Annotated in this window: 12 protein-coding genes; 3 read left to right on the top strand and 9 right to left on the bottom strand. The window is 64.3% G+C overall.

Annotated elements, in window-relative coordinates; translation table 11 throughout:
- Nucleotides 1–2 precede the first annotated feature (2 nt).
- The gene (locus BGP85_RS23830; protein ID WP_103445417.1) at nucleotides 3–3,068 is read left to right on the top strand and encodes an efflux RND transporter permease subunit; all 3,066 of its coding nucleotides are present in this window, start codon (nucleotides 3–5) and stop codon (nucleotides 3,066–3,068) included.
- Between the two features lie 120 nt (nucleotides 3,069–3,188).
- Here the strand turns inward: BGP85_RS23830 and BGP85_RS23825 are convergent, their stop codons facing one another.
- The 3 genes from BGP85_RS23825 to plsB form a co-directional block, all read right to left on the bottom strand.
- Complete coding sequence (locus BGP85_RS23825) at nucleotides 3,189–3,875, bottom strand: DUF4197 domain-containing protein (RefSeq protein ID WP_103445416.1); 687 nt, start codon at nucleotides 3,873–3,875, stop codon at nucleotides 3,189–3,191.
- A 32-nt stretch (nucleotides 3,876–3,907) separates the two neighbouring features.
- Complete coding sequence (locus tag BGP85_RS23820) at nucleotides 3,908–4,306, bottom strand: YbaY family lipoprotein (RefSeq protein WP_103445415.1); 399 nt, start codon at nucleotides 4,304–4,306, stop codon at nucleotides 3,908–3,910.
- 78 nt (nucleotides 4,307–4,384) lie between these two features.
- A complete protein-coding gene (gene plsB, locus BGP85_RS23815) occupies nucleotides 4,385–6,871 on the bottom strand; it encodes a glycerol-3-phosphate 1-O-acyltransferase PlsB (protein ID WP_103445414.1) in 2,487 nt (828 codons plus the stop codon).
- A 231-nt stretch (nucleotides 6,872–7,102) separates the two neighbouring features.
- On the opposite strand from plsB, the gene BGP85_RS23810 reads away from it, so the two are divergent.
- Entirely contained in the window at nucleotides 7,103–7,312 is a 210-nt protein-coding gene (locus BGP85_RS23810) for a cold-shock protein (protein WP_003252255.1), read from the top strand.
- Between the two features lie 118 nt (nucleotides 7,313–7,430).
- Here BGP85_RS23810 and BGP85_RS23805 read toward each other — a convergent pair whose 3' ends face one another.
- The 4 genes from BGP85_RS23805 to BGP85_RS23790 all read right to left on the bottom strand — a co-directional run bounded on the left by BGP85_RS23805 (nucleotide 7,431) and on the right by BGP85_RS23790 (nucleotide 12,476).
- Nucleotides 7,431–7,808, bottom strand: coding sequence for a hypothetical protein (locus BGP85_RS23805; protein WP_085673285.1), 378 nt, complete (start codon nucleotides 7,806–7,808; stop codon nucleotides 7,431–7,433).
- 17 nt (nucleotides 7,809–7,825) lie between these two features.
- Nucleotides 7,826–8,638, bottom strand: a complete 813-nt coding sequence (locus BGP85_RS23800; RefSeq protein WP_103445413.1) for a putative RNA methyltransferase — start codon at nucleotides 8,636–8,638, stop codon at nucleotides 7,826–7,828.
- Nucleotides 8,638–9,789: a succinyl-diaminopimelate desuccinylase gene (gene dapE, locus BGP85_RS23795; protein ID WP_103445412.1), complete on the bottom strand. Its 1,152-nt coding sequence runs from the start codon at nucleotides 9,787–9,789 to the stop codon at nucleotides 8,638–8,640. Before dapE ends, BGP85_RS23800 begins: the two co-directional genes overlap by 1 nt.
- 95 nt (nucleotides 9,790–9,884) lie before the next feature.
- On the bottom strand, nucleotides 9,885–12,476 hold the full coding sequence (locus BGP85_RS23790) for a glycosyltransferase (protein WP_103445411.1): 2,592 nt from the start codon (nucleotides 12,474–12,476) through the stop codon (nucleotides 9,885–9,887).
- 132 nt (nucleotides 12,477–12,608) lie between these two features.
- On the opposite strand from BGP85_RS23790, the gene tcdA reads away from it, so the two are divergent.
- Nucleotides 12,609–13,418: a tRNA cyclic N6-threonylcarbamoyladenosine(37) synthase TcdA gene (gene tcdA, locus BGP85_RS23785; RefSeq protein ID WP_103445410.1), complete on the top strand. Its 810-nt coding sequence runs from the start codon at nucleotides 12,609–12,611 to the stop codon at nucleotides 13,416–13,418.
- Between the two features lie 55 nt (nucleotides 13,419–13,473).
- On the opposite strand, the gene BGP85_RS23780 is transcribed toward tcdA, so the two are convergent.
- On the bottom strand, nucleotides 13,474–13,884 hold the full coding sequence (locus tag BGP85_RS23780) for a SufE family protein (protein ID WP_103445409.1): 411 nt from the start codon (nucleotides 13,882–13,884) through the stop codon (nucleotides 13,474–13,476).
- On the bottom strand, nucleotides 13,881–15,086 hold the full coding sequence (locus BGP85_RS23775) for a cysteine desulfurase (RefSeq protein ID WP_103446224.1): 1,206 nt from the start codon (nucleotides 15,084–15,086) through the stop codon (nucleotides 13,881–13,883). The genes BGP85_RS23780 and BGP85_RS23775 overlap by 4 nt, the downstream gene beginning before the upstream one ends.
- Nucleotides 15,087–15,109: the final 23 nt, after the last annotated feature.

Here is a 15,109-nt window from a genome sequence, read left to right as displayed (position 1 = left end):
CGATGGGTTTCAACCTTTCCGCATGGGCGTTGCGTAACCGCCAGATCGTGCTGTTCCTGATGATTCTGCTGGCTGCCATCGGCGCCATGTCCTACACCAAGTTGGGGCAGAGTGAAGACCCACCGTTCACCTTCAAGGCCATGGTCATTCGTACCCTGTGGCCAGGGGCCACCGCCGAGGAAGTATCGCGCCAGGTGACAGAGCGCATCGAGAAGAAGCTGATGGAGACCGGCGAGTACGAGAGGATCGTCTCGTTCTCGCGCCCGGGTGAGTCGCAGGTGACCTTCATGGCCCGCGACTCGTTGCACTCCAAGGACATCCCCGAGCTGTGGTACCAGATTCGCAAGAAAGTCGCGGACATCCGCCACACCTTGCCGCCGGAGATCCAGGGGCCGTTCTTCAACGACGAATTCGGTACCACCTTCGGCAATATCTACGCATTGAGTGGCGCCGGGTTCGACTATGCGGTGCTCAAGGACTACGCCGACCGTATCCAGATCCAGCTGCAGCGGGTCAAGGACGTGGGCAAGGTCGAGCTGATCGGCCTGCAGGACGAAAAGATCTGGATCGAGCTGTCCAACCTCAAGCTGGCCACCCTCGGGGTGCCGCTGGAGGCGGTGCAGCAGGCATTGCGTGAGCAGAACGCGGTCAGCACCGCCGGCTTCTTCGAAACCCCCAGCGAGCGCCTGCAACTGCGAGTGAGCGGGCGCTTCGACAGCGTTGATGAGATCCGTCAGTTCCCGATCCGGGTAGGCGACCGCACCTTCCGTATCGGCGATGTGGCCGAGGTGCACCGTGGCTTCAACGACCCGCCTGCACCGCGCATGCGCTTCATGGGCGAGGACGCCATTGGCCTGGCAGTGTCGATGAAGGACGGCGGCGACATCCTGGTACTCGGTAAAGCCCTGGAAGGCGAGTTCGAACGCCTGGCGCGCAGCTTGCCGGCCGGCATGGAGCTGCGCAAGGTCTCCGACCAGCCGGCGGCGGTCAAGGCCGGGGTCGGCGAGTTCGTCCAGGTGCTGGTCGAGGCACTGGTGATCGTGTTGCTGGTGAGCTTCTTCTCCCTCGGCCTGCGCACCGGCCTGGTGGTGGCGTTGGCCATTCCGTTGGTGCTGGCGATGACCTTCGCCACCATGCATTATTTTGGTATCGGCCTGCACAAGATCTCGCTTGGCGCGCTGGTGCTGGCGCTGGGCCTGCTGGTGGATGACGCGATCATTGCCGTGGAGATGATGGCGATCAAGATGGAGCAGGGCTACGACCGCCTCAAGGCCGCCAGCTACGCCTGGACCAGTACGGCGTTCCCGATGCTCACCGGTACGCTGATCACGGCGGCGGGCTTCCTTCCGATCGCCACGGCGGCCTCGAGCACCGGTGAATACACCCGCTCGATCTTCCAGGTGGTGACCATCGCACTGCTGACCTCGTGGGTCGCGGCGGTGGTCTTCGTACCTTACCTGGGCGAACGGCTGTTGCCGGACCTGGCCAAGCTGCATGCCGCCCGCCATGGCAAGGACGGGCATGCCCCTGATCCGTACGGCACGCCGTTCTATCAGCGCGTACGGCGTGTGGTGGAGTGGTGCGTGCGGCGTCGCAAGACGGTGATCCTGCTGACCATTGCCGCCTTTGTCGGCAGCATTCTGCTGTTCCGTTTCGTGCCCCAGCAGTTCTTCCCGGCCTCGGGGCGCCCGGAGCTGATGGTCGACCTGAAGCTTGCCGAAGGCGCCTCGCTGGCCAATACCGCCGAGCGGGTCAAGCAAGTGGAAGCGCTGCTCAAGCAGCAGGACGGCATCGACAACTACGTAGCCTACGTGGGTACCGGTTCGCCGCGCTTCTACTTGCCGCTGGACCAGCAGCTGCCAGCCGCCAGCTTTGCCCAGTTCGTGGTACTGGCCAAGTCGATGGAAGACCGCGAGCGTTTGCGTAGCTGGCTGATCAGCACTGTCGACCAGCAGTTTCCCGACCTGCGTGCCCGCGTGACGCGCCTGGAGAACGGCCCGCCCGTGGGCTACCCGGTGCAGTTCCGGGTCACCGGCGAACATATCGAGAAAGCCCGTGCCCTGGCCCGCGAAGTGGCGGACAAGGTGCGCGAGAACCCGCATGTGGTCAACGTGCACCTGGACTGGGAAGAACCGAGCAAGGCGGTGTTCCTGGAGATTGATCAGGACCGCGCACGTGCCCTGGGCGTGAGCACCGCACAGCTGTCGAGCTTCCTGCAGAGCTCGCTGACCGGCACCACGGTCAGCCAGTACCGCGAGGACAACGAACTGATCGAGATCCTCTTGCGCGGCACCCAGCAGGAGCGTGGCGAGCTGGGCAACCTCGGCAGCCTGGCGCTGCCCACCAACAATGGCCAGAGCGTGGCACTGTCGCAAGTGGCCACGCTGGAATACGGCTTCGAGGAAGGCATCATCTGGCACCGCAACCGCCTGCCGACGGTGACCGTACGTGCCGACATTTATGACAAGGAGCAGCCGGCGACGTTGGTGAAGCAGATCCTGCCGACCTTGCAGGAGATCAAGGCCAGGCTGCCGGACGGCTACCTGCTGGAAGTGGGCGGCACGGTTGAGGACTCAGAGCGCGGACAGAAGTCGGTGAACGCCGGCATGCCACTGTTCATCGTAGTGGTGCTGAGCCTGCTGATGATCCAGCTGCGCAGCTTCTCGCGCACGGTGATGGTGTTCCTCACCGCGCCGTTGGGGCTGATTGGCGTGACCTTGTTCCTGCTGGTGTTCCGCCAGCCGTTCGGCTTCGTCGCCATGCTCGGCACCATTGCCCTGGCGGGGATGATCATGCGCAACTCGGTGATCCTGGTGGACCAGATCGAGCAGGATATCGCTTCCGGGCTGGACCGCTGGCAGGCGATCATCGAGGCCACGGTGCGGCGCTTCCGGCCGATCGTGCTGACCGCGCTGGCGGCGGTGCTGGCGATGATTCCGTTGTCGCGGAGTGTGTTCTACGGGCCGATGGCGGTGGCGATCATGGGCGGGTTGATTGTGGCCACGGCGTTGACCTTGCTGTTCCTGCCGGCGTTGTATGCGGCGTGGTTCAGGGTGAAGAAAGGGTAAAGATCGCGGGGGAGGGCTTTGCCCTCCATTCGCGGGACAAGCCCGCTCCTACAGACGATCGAGTTTCCCTGTAGGAGCGGGCTTGCCCCGCGAATGGGCTGCAAAGCAGCCCCAGAGGCTTCAGAGCGCGCCGAAGACCTTCTTGGCCAGGCTGGTAGCTGCCTGCGCCGGGTTCTGGCGAATGCTCTCTTCCTGCTTGGCAATCATCTCGAACAGGCCATCCAGCGCCTTCTCGGTCACGTAGTTCTCTATGTTGGCGTCATCCTTGATCAGCCCCAGGCCCTTGGCCTGACCGGCAAAGGCATTGTATTGCTGGGCGACACCGACCTTGTCGGTAGCCTGCTTGACGATCGGCAAGAACTTGGCGCGGATCTGCTCGCGGCTGCTCTTGTTCAGGTACTGGGTGGCCGAATCGCCACCGCCGCTGAGGATGCCCTTGGCATCGGTCACGGTCATCTTCTTCACGGCATCCACCAGAATCGCCTGGGCTTGCGGCATGGCAGCTTCGGCGGCCTTGTTCATGCTGGTTTCCAAGGCGTCGACTTGGTCGCCCTTGCCGAACATCTTCATGGCCTTGGCAGCTTTGCCGAGGTTGCCCGGCAGCTCGATGCGCACATCGGGGTTGTTGCTGAAGCCGCCTGGCGTGCTCAACTGCTTGACGGCTATCTGCGCACCCTGGGTGAGGGCGTCCTTCAGGCCGCCGGTGGCGTCGGACTGGCTCAGGTCGCCAAGCGACAGGGCCAGGGCACTGGCCGACAGCAGCAGGCCGGCGCACAGGGTAGAGAAGCGCAGGGAGGCGCGAATCATGGGTATTTCCTTATTGATGAAGTGGGGCGGGCTCAGCGCACCGGGTCGACTTTGACCCTAACTGGCTGCTGGTCGCTGCCGTCGAGGGTAACGCCGTGGTGTTCGGTGTTGATGAACAGCAGCTTGCCATCCAGCTCGATCCGCGCGCTGACCGCGTAGCGGTGGCCGGGCTTGACCTGGGCCGGGTCGTAGGTGAGGTGGAACGGTAGCGGCACGTTGCCTTTGACCGGGCCGGCCTGGCGGGCCAGGGTCACGGCGGGGGCGTCCATCAGCGAGACATCCTGCAACTCGACGCTCAAGGTGGCGGCAGGCGGCAGGGCGATGCGCTGCAGGTAGAAGACTTCGCCATCCAGGCTGGCCTGGGTGGAGGGGGTTTGGCTGGAACAGGCTGCGAGCAGGGATGCGCAACACAGCATAAAGAGCTTTTTCATGGAGTCTCCGGTGTGTCCTTGGAGCTGGCTTGTGGCCAACCCCAGGGACTTTAGCGGATTTTCCCGGCAGATGTGGCCTCAAATGGTCGCAGTGGTCAGTGAGTCATCGCGGTGCAATGCCACCTGGCGGATCGACAGGCGCAGTTCGGCCGACAGCACTCGCTTAGCTACGCCCTCGGCCAAATCGCCGAGCTTGTCGTGATAGCCCAGCTTGCCATTGCTATCCGGGCGGAGCACGCCTTGTTCGATCAGGGTCTGGATGAAGTGGCGGAACAAGGTCTTGTCGAAGAATTCCGGTGCGTTGAGGCCATGCAGGATCGACAGGCGCTGGGCCATCATCACGCACAGGTCTTCCAGTGCTTCGGCGCTCAGGGTGTTCTGACCGCTGTTGAGCAGCAGTGACGTGGCCATGTAGAAGCGCTGCAAGGTCTGGGTGATGGTGCGGGCGAGCAGGGTCAGCAGCACGAACTGGCGTGAGCTGGGCGCCGGGCGCATGTACAAATCGTTCTCGTGGCGCAGCAGGCCTTGCTCGACCAACGCTGCCAGCCACTGGTCGATCACTTCATCCAGTTGTTCCGGCGTCCAGCGCAGGAACAATTCGGCCTGCAGGTACGGATACAGCGCATGCACATACTGCCCGAGCAGTTCGCGGCTCATCCGCGAGCTGCTGAGGAAGAAGCTTGCCAGTAGCGCAGGCAGGGCGAAGATGTGCAGGACATTGTTGCGGTAATAGGTCATCAGTACCGCGTTGGCTTCATCCAGATAAAGGATGCGGCCCAAGGCGTCCTTTTGTTCTGCCAGCAGGTCCATGCCGCGGACATGCTCGATCAAAGCCTGGCCGTCGCCTTCGGGCAAGGTGGTGTGCGCAGAGTAAGGCACCTGGCGCAGCAAGGCCAGGTACAGGTCCAGCACGCGGGTCAGGGCACGTTCGTCCAGCGCCAGGCGGCTGGTAGAGAGCAGTGCCAGGGCTACCAGGTTGACCGGGTTGACCGCCGCCGCCTCGTTCAGGTGGCGGGCCACGGTTTCGCCAAGGCGGGTGGTGGTCTCGTTGAGCCAGGCCGGGCGGAACTGCGGGCCCAGTTCCTGCTCGCGCCAGCCAGGTTGCTGCTTATCGAGAAAGCCGGCCAGGCGGATTGGCTCGCCGAAGTTGACGTACACCTGGCCGAAGCGCTGCTTCAGTGCGCCGAAGACCTTGAAGATGTCGAAGATCGACTCCTTCTTCTTGCTCGCCCCGCGCAGTTCGCCGAGGTAGGTACGGCCTTCCAGCACGCGCTCGTAGCCGATGTATACCGGCACGAACACGATCGGTGTGCGCGACGAGCGCAGGAAGCTGCGCAGGGTGATTGCCAGCATCCCGGTGCGCGGCTGCAGCATGCGCCCGGTGCGCGAGCGGCCACCTTCGACGAAGTACTCCACCGGAAAACCCTTGGTGAACAGGGTGTGCAGGTACTCGTTGAACACCGCCGTGTACAGCGGGTTGCCCTTGAACGTACGGCGCATGAAGAAGGCGCCGCCACGGCGCAGCAGGCCGCCGATCACCGGCATGTTGAGGTTGATCCCGGCGGCGATGTGCGGCGGCGTCAGGCCATTGCGGAACAGCAGATACGACAGCAGCAGGTAGTCGATGTGGCTGCGGTGGCAGGGCACGTAGATCACTTCGTGGCCTGGGGCGATGCCTTGCACCTGCTCGACGTGGTTGACTTTGATGCCGTCGTAGATCTTGTTCCAGAACCAGCTCAGCACCACTTCGAGGAAGCGGATTGCGGTATAGGTGTAGTCCGAGGCGATCTCGTTGCCGTAGCGCAGCGCCTGGGCTTCGGCCTTGGCCACGGGCATGTTTTCGCGCTGCGCTTCCTCGGCGATGGCCTGGCGGACCAGCGGCGCATGCACCAGGCCCTTGACCAGGTTGCGCCGGTGCGAGATGTCCGGGCCGATCACCGCGGTCTTGAGGTTGCGAAAGTGCACGCGCATCAGGCGCTGGGCCATGCGCACGGTGCGCTCGTGGCCCTTGTTGTGCTGCACCAGTTCGCGCAGGTGGATCGGCGCGGAGAACTGCACGCGGGTCTTGCGCCCGAGGATCAGCACGGTCAGCAGCCGGCGCAGGCGCCCGGTCACGGCCCAGCTGTCGGCAAACAGCAGCTTCCACGGGCTGTTTTCACTGGCCGGTGTCTGCCCCCAGAACACACTGACCGGAATGATCTGGGCGTCTTCCTCTGCGTGATGGCTGATGGCGGCGACCAGGCGCTCCAGGGTCGGCGGGGCACCGCGCTTGTCGTGGCGGCCGAGCCAGTCCGGGTCCGGGGTCAGGTAAAAGAATGCGGCAGGCTCGTGCAGCGAACCGACGGCCACCGGCAGCACCGGGCGCGGCAGCCCCGCTTTGGTGCATTCACGGTCGACCACCGCCAGGTCGGTGAGCGATGGCGAGGGCAGGGCATAGAAGACCGGGCGGCTGCGGTCGAGCTTGAGGGTCAGGGACGACTGGTTGATGGTCTCGGAGCGCACCCACAGGTACATCAGGCGACGCAGGACGCCGAAGATCAGGCGGCGCAGGGGGGAACGGGTCATGGGGTGAGTGCCCTGGGAATGAATTTCAGAGAATAGACAGCCATTTAGTCTGCCGTATCGGCGCAAGTTCAGCAAAATTAGGTAAATAGCGCGACGGTCATGAAATTTTTTTGTTCTGTGTCATATACTCGGCCTGCCACTTGCAGGATATTTCGGCAAGCGGCGTCGACATAGGGAGGACACCCTGTGTCTACAAGGCGATCTTCACAATAAAAATCCGGAGTAGTTCAGATGTCGTCTCGTGAGACTGGGAATGTTAAGTGGTTCAACGATGCCAAAGGTTATGGCTTCATTCAGCGCGAAGGTGGTGCGGATGTCTTCGTCCACTATCGGGCGATCCGCGGTGAGGGGCATCGTACCCTGGTCGAAGGGCAGCGGGTGGAATACGCCTGCGTGCAGGGCCAGAAAGGCCTGCAAGCCGAGGACGTCGTAGGCCTCTGAGCCCCAGGCTGTACAAGCTTGTAGGAGCGGGCTTGCCCCGCGAACACCGGCGCAGCCGGTGCCAGTCACCGCGGTGTCTGCTTCGCGGGACAAGCCCGCTCCTACAGAGAAGAAAAGGTCAGCTAGTACGCCAGGTGATTTCCTCTTCACCGTCGGCGCTGATGCGGATCCAGCGATCGGCATCTTCTTCACCGTCTTCCTCGACCCAGCCACCCGGCGCGCAACGCACTTCGACGTTCAGCGCGGCGAACGCGGCGCGGGCGCAGGCGACGTCATCGGCCCATGGGGTCTGGTCGCTTTCCAGGTAGAGGCTGTTCCATTTCCCTACAGCCTTGGGTAACCAGGTGACCGGAATGTTACCGGCCTGGCATTTGAAGGTCTGGCCTTTCTGCTTCCATTCGCTGCACGGGCCGATTGCCTGGCTGAGCCACTCGGCAATCTGCTTGTGGTCGACGTCGGCGTCTTTCAGGTAGATCTCAATATCGGGTTGGCGCATAAGGGCTCCGGGTGTGCTCAATGCTGGCGCACGAAATAGTCATAACGCATGGAAACCGTCACCTCTAACGGCTCGGCCTGCTCGATCACCCGGGCGCGCTTCTCGGCGCTGGCGCGCCAGCCGTGCGGGGTCATCGCCAGCAGGTCGGCACGGGCCTTGGGGGCGGCCAGGCTCAGGCGGAACTCGAGGGTTTCGCTGTGGGCGTGGGCCATGCCTTCAGGCACCAGGGCCAGGTGCTTGTCGTCAGCGTAGGGGCGCACTTCATCGTAGAGCACTTCGCGTAGCTCCATCAGGTGGCCGCTGGTCGGGCCCACGCGCATCAGGCCGCCACCGGGGCTGAGCAGGCGCTTGGCCTCGTCCCAGTCCAGTGGGCTGAACACGCTGGCGATGAACTGGCAGCTGGCATCGGCCAATGGCACGCGGGCCATGCTGGCGACCATCCAGGTGACGTCGGGTGCCCGACGGCAGGCGCGCTTGACCGCCTCGCGGGAAATGTCCAGGGCATAGCCATCGGCGGCCGGCAGGGCCTGGGCGATCTGGGCGGTGTAGTAGCCCTCACCGCAACCGATGTCCAGCCAGGCGCCGGGCTGACGCTCGGCGGCCAGCTCCGCCAGGCGGCGGGCCACCGGGGCGTAGTGGCCGGCGTCGAGGAAGTCGCGGCGGGCTTCGACCATGGCCTGGTTGTCGCCCGGGTCGCGGCTGTTCTTGTGCTGCACTGGCAGCAGGTTCAGGTAACCCTGGCGGGCGCGGTCGAAGCGGTGGCCGGCCGGGCACACCACGCCATTGTCGAGCCGCGACAGGGCTGCCTGGCAGAGGGGGCAGGCGAGCATCAGGCGAGCAACCGGACCAGGGTCTGGTAGTAGATTTCGGTCAGCAGGTCGAGATCGCTGGCCAGGATCCGCTCATCGACCTGGTGGATGGTGGCGTTGACCGGGCCAAGCTCGACCACCTGGGTGCCCATGGTGGCGATGAAACGGCCATCGGAAGTGCCGCCGCTGGTCGATGGCTGGGTGTCGCGGCCAGTAACGCCCTTGATGCTGGCCGCCACTGCGTCGAGCAGGTCGCCCGGTTCGGTGAGGAAGGGCAGGCCCGACAGCGCCCAGTCGACCGACCAGTCCAGCTCATGCTTGTCGAGGATCGCCGAAACTCGCGCCTGCAGGCCTTCGACGGTCGATTCGGTGGAGAAGCGGAAGTTGAACAGTGCGGTCAGCTCGCCCGGGACCACGTTGGTGGCGCCGGTGCCGGAGTTGAGGTTGGAGATCTGGAAGCTGGTCGGCGGGAAGAACGCGTTGCCTTCGTCCCAGTGCTGGGCAGCCAGCTCCGCCAGGGCCGGGGCGGCCAGGTGGATCGGGTTGCGCGCCAGGTGCGGATAGGCCACGTGGCCTTGTTTGCCGCGCACGGTCAGCTTGGCGCCGAGCGAGCCGCGACGGCCGTTCTTGACCACGTCACCGAGCAGGGTGGTGCTCGACGGCTCGCCGACGATGCACCAGTCCAGGCGCTCGTTGCGCGCTTTCAGGCGCTCGACCACGGCCTTGGTGCCGTGGTGGGCCGGGCCTTCCTCGTCGCTGGTGATCAGGAAGGCGACCTTGCCGCGGTGGTTCGGGTAGTCCTGCACGAAGCGTTCGCTGGCGATCACCATCGACGCCAGGCTGCCTTTCATGTCGGCGGCGCCACGGCCGCAGAGCATGCCGTCGGCGTCGATCAGTGCTTCGAACGGCTCGTGCTGCCACTGCTGCACCGGGCCGGTGGGAACTACGTCGGTATGGCCGGCGAAGCACAGCACCGGGCCTTCCTGTGTACCGTGGGTGGCCCAGAAGTTATCGACGTCTTCAAAGCGCATCGGCTCCAGCTGGAAGCCCACGGCACCCAGGCGGTTCATCATCTGCGCCTGGCAGTCGGCATCGACGGGGGTGACCGAGGGGCGACGGATCAGGTCGCAGGCCAGTTGAAGGGTAGGCGAGAGCTCGGCAGGGGCCGTCATGGGGGACTCCGGGGCAAGGCAAGGCGGGGAAATCTGAGGGCGTTATCTTATATCAAACCGTCAGGCCAATGGGGCGCAATGCGCCCCAAAAAATCTCAAGCCTGCTGCGGCTCGGCGGCCTTCTCCGCAGGCTTGGGCAGCGACGACAGGAACGCCATAACCAACGCCGCCACATATGGCAACGACTGCACCAGCAACATCGCGACCCAGAAGCGCATGTCCGAACTCGGCAGCCCCTGCACCAGGAAGATGCCCAGTGCCGCGCCCCACAACATCAACATGATGAACAGCTCTTCCCGGGCTTCGGAAATCGCCACCAGCAAGCCATGGCTGTCGGCATTCTTCGGTGTGCGGAAGAACGGCATGCTGCTGGTGAAGAACCCGTACAACACCGCCTTGGCGATAGTGTGCGACAACGCCAGCCCCGCCAGTGCCGCAGCAAAGGCATCCTTGAGGTTCACCCCCAACGCGCGGCGGTAGAGGAAGATGATCTTGCCGACCTTGAAAAAGAACAGCGCCAGCGGTGGGATGGCGAAGATCATCAGCGGCGGGTCGACCCGGTGCGGCACGATGATCATCGCCGCCGACCACAGCAGGGCACCGACGGTGAAGAAGATGTTCATGCCATCGGCAACCCACGGCAGCCAGCCGGCCAGGAAGTGGTAGCGCTGGCCACGGGTCAGTTCGCTTCCTTTGCCGCGCAGCAGGGCGCTGGCGTGGTGCTTGATGATCTGGATGGCGCCATAGGCCCAGCGGAAGCGCTGCTTCTTGAAGTCGATGAACGTGTCCGGCATCAGGCCCTTGCCGTAGCTGTTGTGCGAATAGGCGGCCGACAGGCCTTTCTCGAATACCCGCAGGCCCAGCTCGGCGTCTTCGCAGATGCACCATTCGGCCCAGCCCAGCTCTTCCAGCACGCTGCGCCGGGTCATGGTCATGGTGCCGTGCTGGATGATCGCGTCACGGTCGTTGCGGGTAACCATGCCGATGTGGAAGAAGCCCTTGTATTCGCTGTAGCAGAGCTTCTTGAAGGCACTTTCGTGCTGGTCGCGGTAGTCCTGTGGCGACTGCACCACGGCGATCTTCGGGTCGGCGAAGTGCGGCACCATGTGCTTGAGCCAGTTGCGGTCGACGCAGTAGTCCGAGTCGATCACCGCGATCACTTCGGCGTCCTTGGCAGTGTGCGGGATCAGGTAGTTCAGCGCGCCGCCCTTGAAACCGGCCAGGGGCGCGACGTGGAAGAACTTGAAGCGCTCGCCGAGCTTCTCGCAGTGGGCCTTGAGTGGCTCCCACACGGCCGGGTCCTTGGTGTTGTTGTCGATCACCAGGACTTCATAGTCCGGGTAGTCCAGTGCGGCGAGGGCGTCGAGGGTCTGCTTGACCATCTCCGGCGGCTCGTTGTAGCACGGCACATGCACCGAAACTTTCGGCCGGTAGGCGCTATCGCCTTGCACCGGCAGGAATTCACGCCGGCGCTTGTGAATCCACACCGCCTCAGCCAGCTCGTGGGCCTCGGTCATCAGCACGATGAACACGCCCAGCGCACCGAGCGCAAGCAGCACGCCGACAGTCAGGCTGAACCAGGTGCTGTATTGCTGGCTATAGTCGTAGGCGATCCACACCAGCACCGACCCGCACAGGAAGGTGATGAACGTGAGGAAGGTGCGGCCGCGCTGGCGCAGGGCCGAACCGTCGATCAGCAGCACGGCCAGGGCGATCATCGCCAGGACCACCGAGGCCACCGCCAGTGCCCGCCACTGCGGGATCGCCACCACTGGCCCCTCGAAGTTGAACTTCTGCTGGCGCTCGGCGTTGTACACGCCCCAGTAGGCGCCTACCGAGCCTTCGTCGTTGGCCTTCCACGGCTGGTCATAGGCCTCGATGACGAAGTAGTTGTAGCCTCGGCGGTTGAGGGTGTTGACCAAGGTGCGCAGGTAGATCGCCTGGTCGGCCTGGGTGGCGTCGGCGCCGCCGCGCATACGGCCGTTGCTTGGCCAGCCGACTTCCGACAGCAGCAGCGGCTTGTGCGAGAACTGGTGGCGCAGCTCGCGGGCGCGGTCGAGGACGAACTGCACCGAGTCTTTCATCGGCACGAATTCCCAGTACGGCAGGATGTGCGCAGCGATCAGGTCGACGTGCTTGGCCAGTTCCGGGTGTTCCTTCCAGATGTGCCACTGCTCGCTGGTGGTGACCGGCACCTTGACGGCGGCACGGACACGATCAAGGTACTGGATCAGCTCTTCGGGCGTGACCTCTTCGCGGAACAGCGCTTCGTTGCCGACCACCACCCGCACCACGCTGCGTGAGTGGTTGGCCAGCTCGATGCCTTTTTCGATCTCGCGTTCGTTGCGCTCCAGGTCTTTGCTGATCCAGATGCCCAGGGTCACCCGCAGGCCGAATTCCTCGGCCAGCCGCGGGATCTCGGCCTGGGTGCCCTCGACGGTATAGATGCGGATGTTGTCGGTGAGCTTGTTCATCTGCTCCAGGTCCTGGCGTATCTCGTCATCGCTGGGGTACTGGCCCTTTTGCGGACTTTCCCCAAGGCGGAACGGCGAATACGAGAAACCGGAGATCTGTTCCGGCCAGGCAGGTGCGGAGACTGGGCGATTGATCAACGCCCAGAACCCGGTAAACAGCGCGGCGATGGCCAGGACCACCACCAGGTTGAGGCCGAATTTGCGAGATGACATTGTGGTCCGTTTCTGTCCAAGTGATAGGACATTAAAGCAGCAATGGTAGGGTGTTTCCTAACGATGGAGGTCAGAGCGGCCGCTGGCCTATAATGCGCGCCGTTTTTCGGGCATGAGTTTCGGGGTAGCAACATGAGCACAGAAGATCCACGCTTTGCCGGCGTTGCCCGGTTGTACGGCGACGAGGGCCTGCAACGGCTGAACAACGCCCATGTGGCGGTTGTCGGCATTGGCGGGGTCGGCTCGTGGGCGGCCGAAGCCCTGGCGCGCAGCGGCGTGGGCGAAATCACCCTGTTCGACCTGGACGATGTCTGCGTCAGTAATACCAACCGCCAGGCCCATGCCCTGGAAGGCCAGGTCGGGCGGCCCAAGGTCGAGGTGATGGCCGAGCGCCTGCGGGCGATCAATCCGGCGATCACGGTGCACGCGGTGGCGGATTTCGTCACCCGCGAGACCATGGCCGAGTACATCATCGAGGAGATGGATGCGGTGATCGACTGCATCGACAGCGTGATGGCCAAGGCGGCGCTGATCGCCTGGTGCCGGCGACGCAAGATCGCCATCGTCACCACCGGTGGGGCGGGCGGGCAGATCGACCCGACGCAGATCCAGGTCGGCGACCTCAACAAGACCTTCAACGACCCGCTGGCCTCGCGGGTACGCTCGACCCTGCGCCGGGACTACAACTTCTCGCGCAATACCAGCCGCAACTATGGCGTGCCGTGTGTGTTCTCCAGCGAGCAGCTGCGTTATCCGAAGGGTGATGGCAGTGTCTGCCTGCAAAAGAGCTTTGTCGGTGAAGGTGTGCGCCTGGACTGTGCGGGGGGCTTTGGTGCGGTGATGATGGTGACCGCGACGTTCGGCATGGTCGCGGCGAGCAAGGCCATTGAGAAGCTGGTGGCGGGGGCGCGGCGGCCCTCGGAGCGGGTCAGACCCGAATAATGGTGTCGGCTTCTTCGCGGGGCAAGCCCGCCCCCGCGAAGCAGGCACCGCCGATTCAGCAGGTGGACGCCAACTCCGTCATCCGCAACAACACCGCATGCAGCCCGTTGCTGCGCGATGGCGACAGTTGCCGCTCCAGCCCCAGCTGGGCGAACCACTCGCGCAGATCCAGTCCGGCCAGTTCCGCAGTCGCCAACCCTTCAATCCGCGCCAGCAGCAGCGCCAGCAGCCCGCGCAACAACCGCGCATCGCTGCTCGCCTTGAAGCGCCATTGACCGGCGTGCTGTTCCGCCACCAGCCACACCAGGCTCTCACAGCCATGCACCCGGTTGCTCTCGGACTTTTCCTCCTCGCTCAACGGCTCCAGCCGATCACCCCATTGCATCAGCAGCCGCGCCCGCTGTTCCCAGCCGCGCGCCTGCTCGAAGCTTTCCAGCGCTTCCCGGGCTGGCAAAGGCAACGTCATTGCAACAACTCCAGTCCTTGGTCCAACGCCGTGAAGAACCGTTGCAGGTCGTCACTGTCGTTGTACAGCCCCAGCGACACGCGAATCGCCCCCTCCAGCCCCAGCCTCTTGAGCAGCGGCATGGCGCAGTGATGCCCGGCGCGCACGGCAATACCTTGCTCGGTCAGCATATGGGCGATGTCGGCGTTGTGTACGCCTTCGATGACGAAGCTGGCCAAGGCCGCTTGTGGTGTGCCCAGGACGCGCACGCCTTCCCGGTCGGCCAGGCCGCGCAGCAGGTGCTGGTGCAGGCTGGCTTCGTGGGCCTCGACGGCATGGCGGTCGAGACTGGCCAGATAGTCCAGCGTCGCGCCCAGCCCGATGACCCCGGCGATCGGCGGCGTGCCGGCTTCGAAGCCCAGCGGTGCGGGGCGGAAGCTGGCGTTCTGGTAGTCGGCCAGTTGGACCATTTCACCGCCGAACTGCCAGTGGCGCAGCAGCTCCAGTGCCTGAGTGCGACCGTACAGCACGCCGACACCTTCCGGCCCATACAGCTTGTGGCTTGAAAATACGTAGAAGTCGCAGCCCAGCTGCTGCACATCATGGCGGCCATGGACCACGCCTTGGGCGCCATCGACCACGGTCAGCGCACCTTGTGCTTGGGCGTGGGCCAGCAGTGCAGGCAGAGGTTGCCAGGTGCCGAGCACGTTGGATAGCTGGCTGACGGCGAGCACACGGGTGCGCGGGCCGATCAGCTGCAGTGCCTGATCCAGGTCGATACGGCCATGATTGTCCAGCGGCAATACCACCAGGCGCAGGTCGCGCCGGCGGGCCAGTTGCTGCCAGGGCAGCAGGTTGGCATGGTGCTCCAGGGCGCTGATGGCAATCTCGTCGCCTGCTTCGAAACGGTGTTCCAGGCCATAGGCCAGCAGGTTCAGCGCCGAGGTGGCGCCATGGGTGAAGACGATCTGCCGTGAATCAGCGGCATTGAGCCAGGCAGCCACCTTGTCGCGGCTGGTCTCGAAGGCCTGGGTCGCCAGCGCGCCGGGCAGGTGCTGGGCGCGGTGCACGTTGGCGGCGCCATGGCCGTAGTAATGGCTCAGGGCATCAAGCAACGCCTGGGGCTTCTGGGTGGTCGCGGCGCTGTCCAGGTAGCTCTGGTGCTGCCGTTGCAGGGCGGCGATGGCAGGGAAATCGGCGCGCCAGGGGGAGGGCTGGAACATGTTCGCGGGGCCTGGAATGAAGA

The sequence above is a fragment of the Pseudomonas putida genome (assembly GCF_002906855.1).
Lineage (GTDB): Bacteria > Pseudomonadota > Gammaproteobacteria > Pseudomonadales > Pseudomonadaceae > Aquipseudomonas > Aquipseudomonas putida_N.
This window is presented reverse-complemented; position numbering and strand designations above follow the sequence as displayed.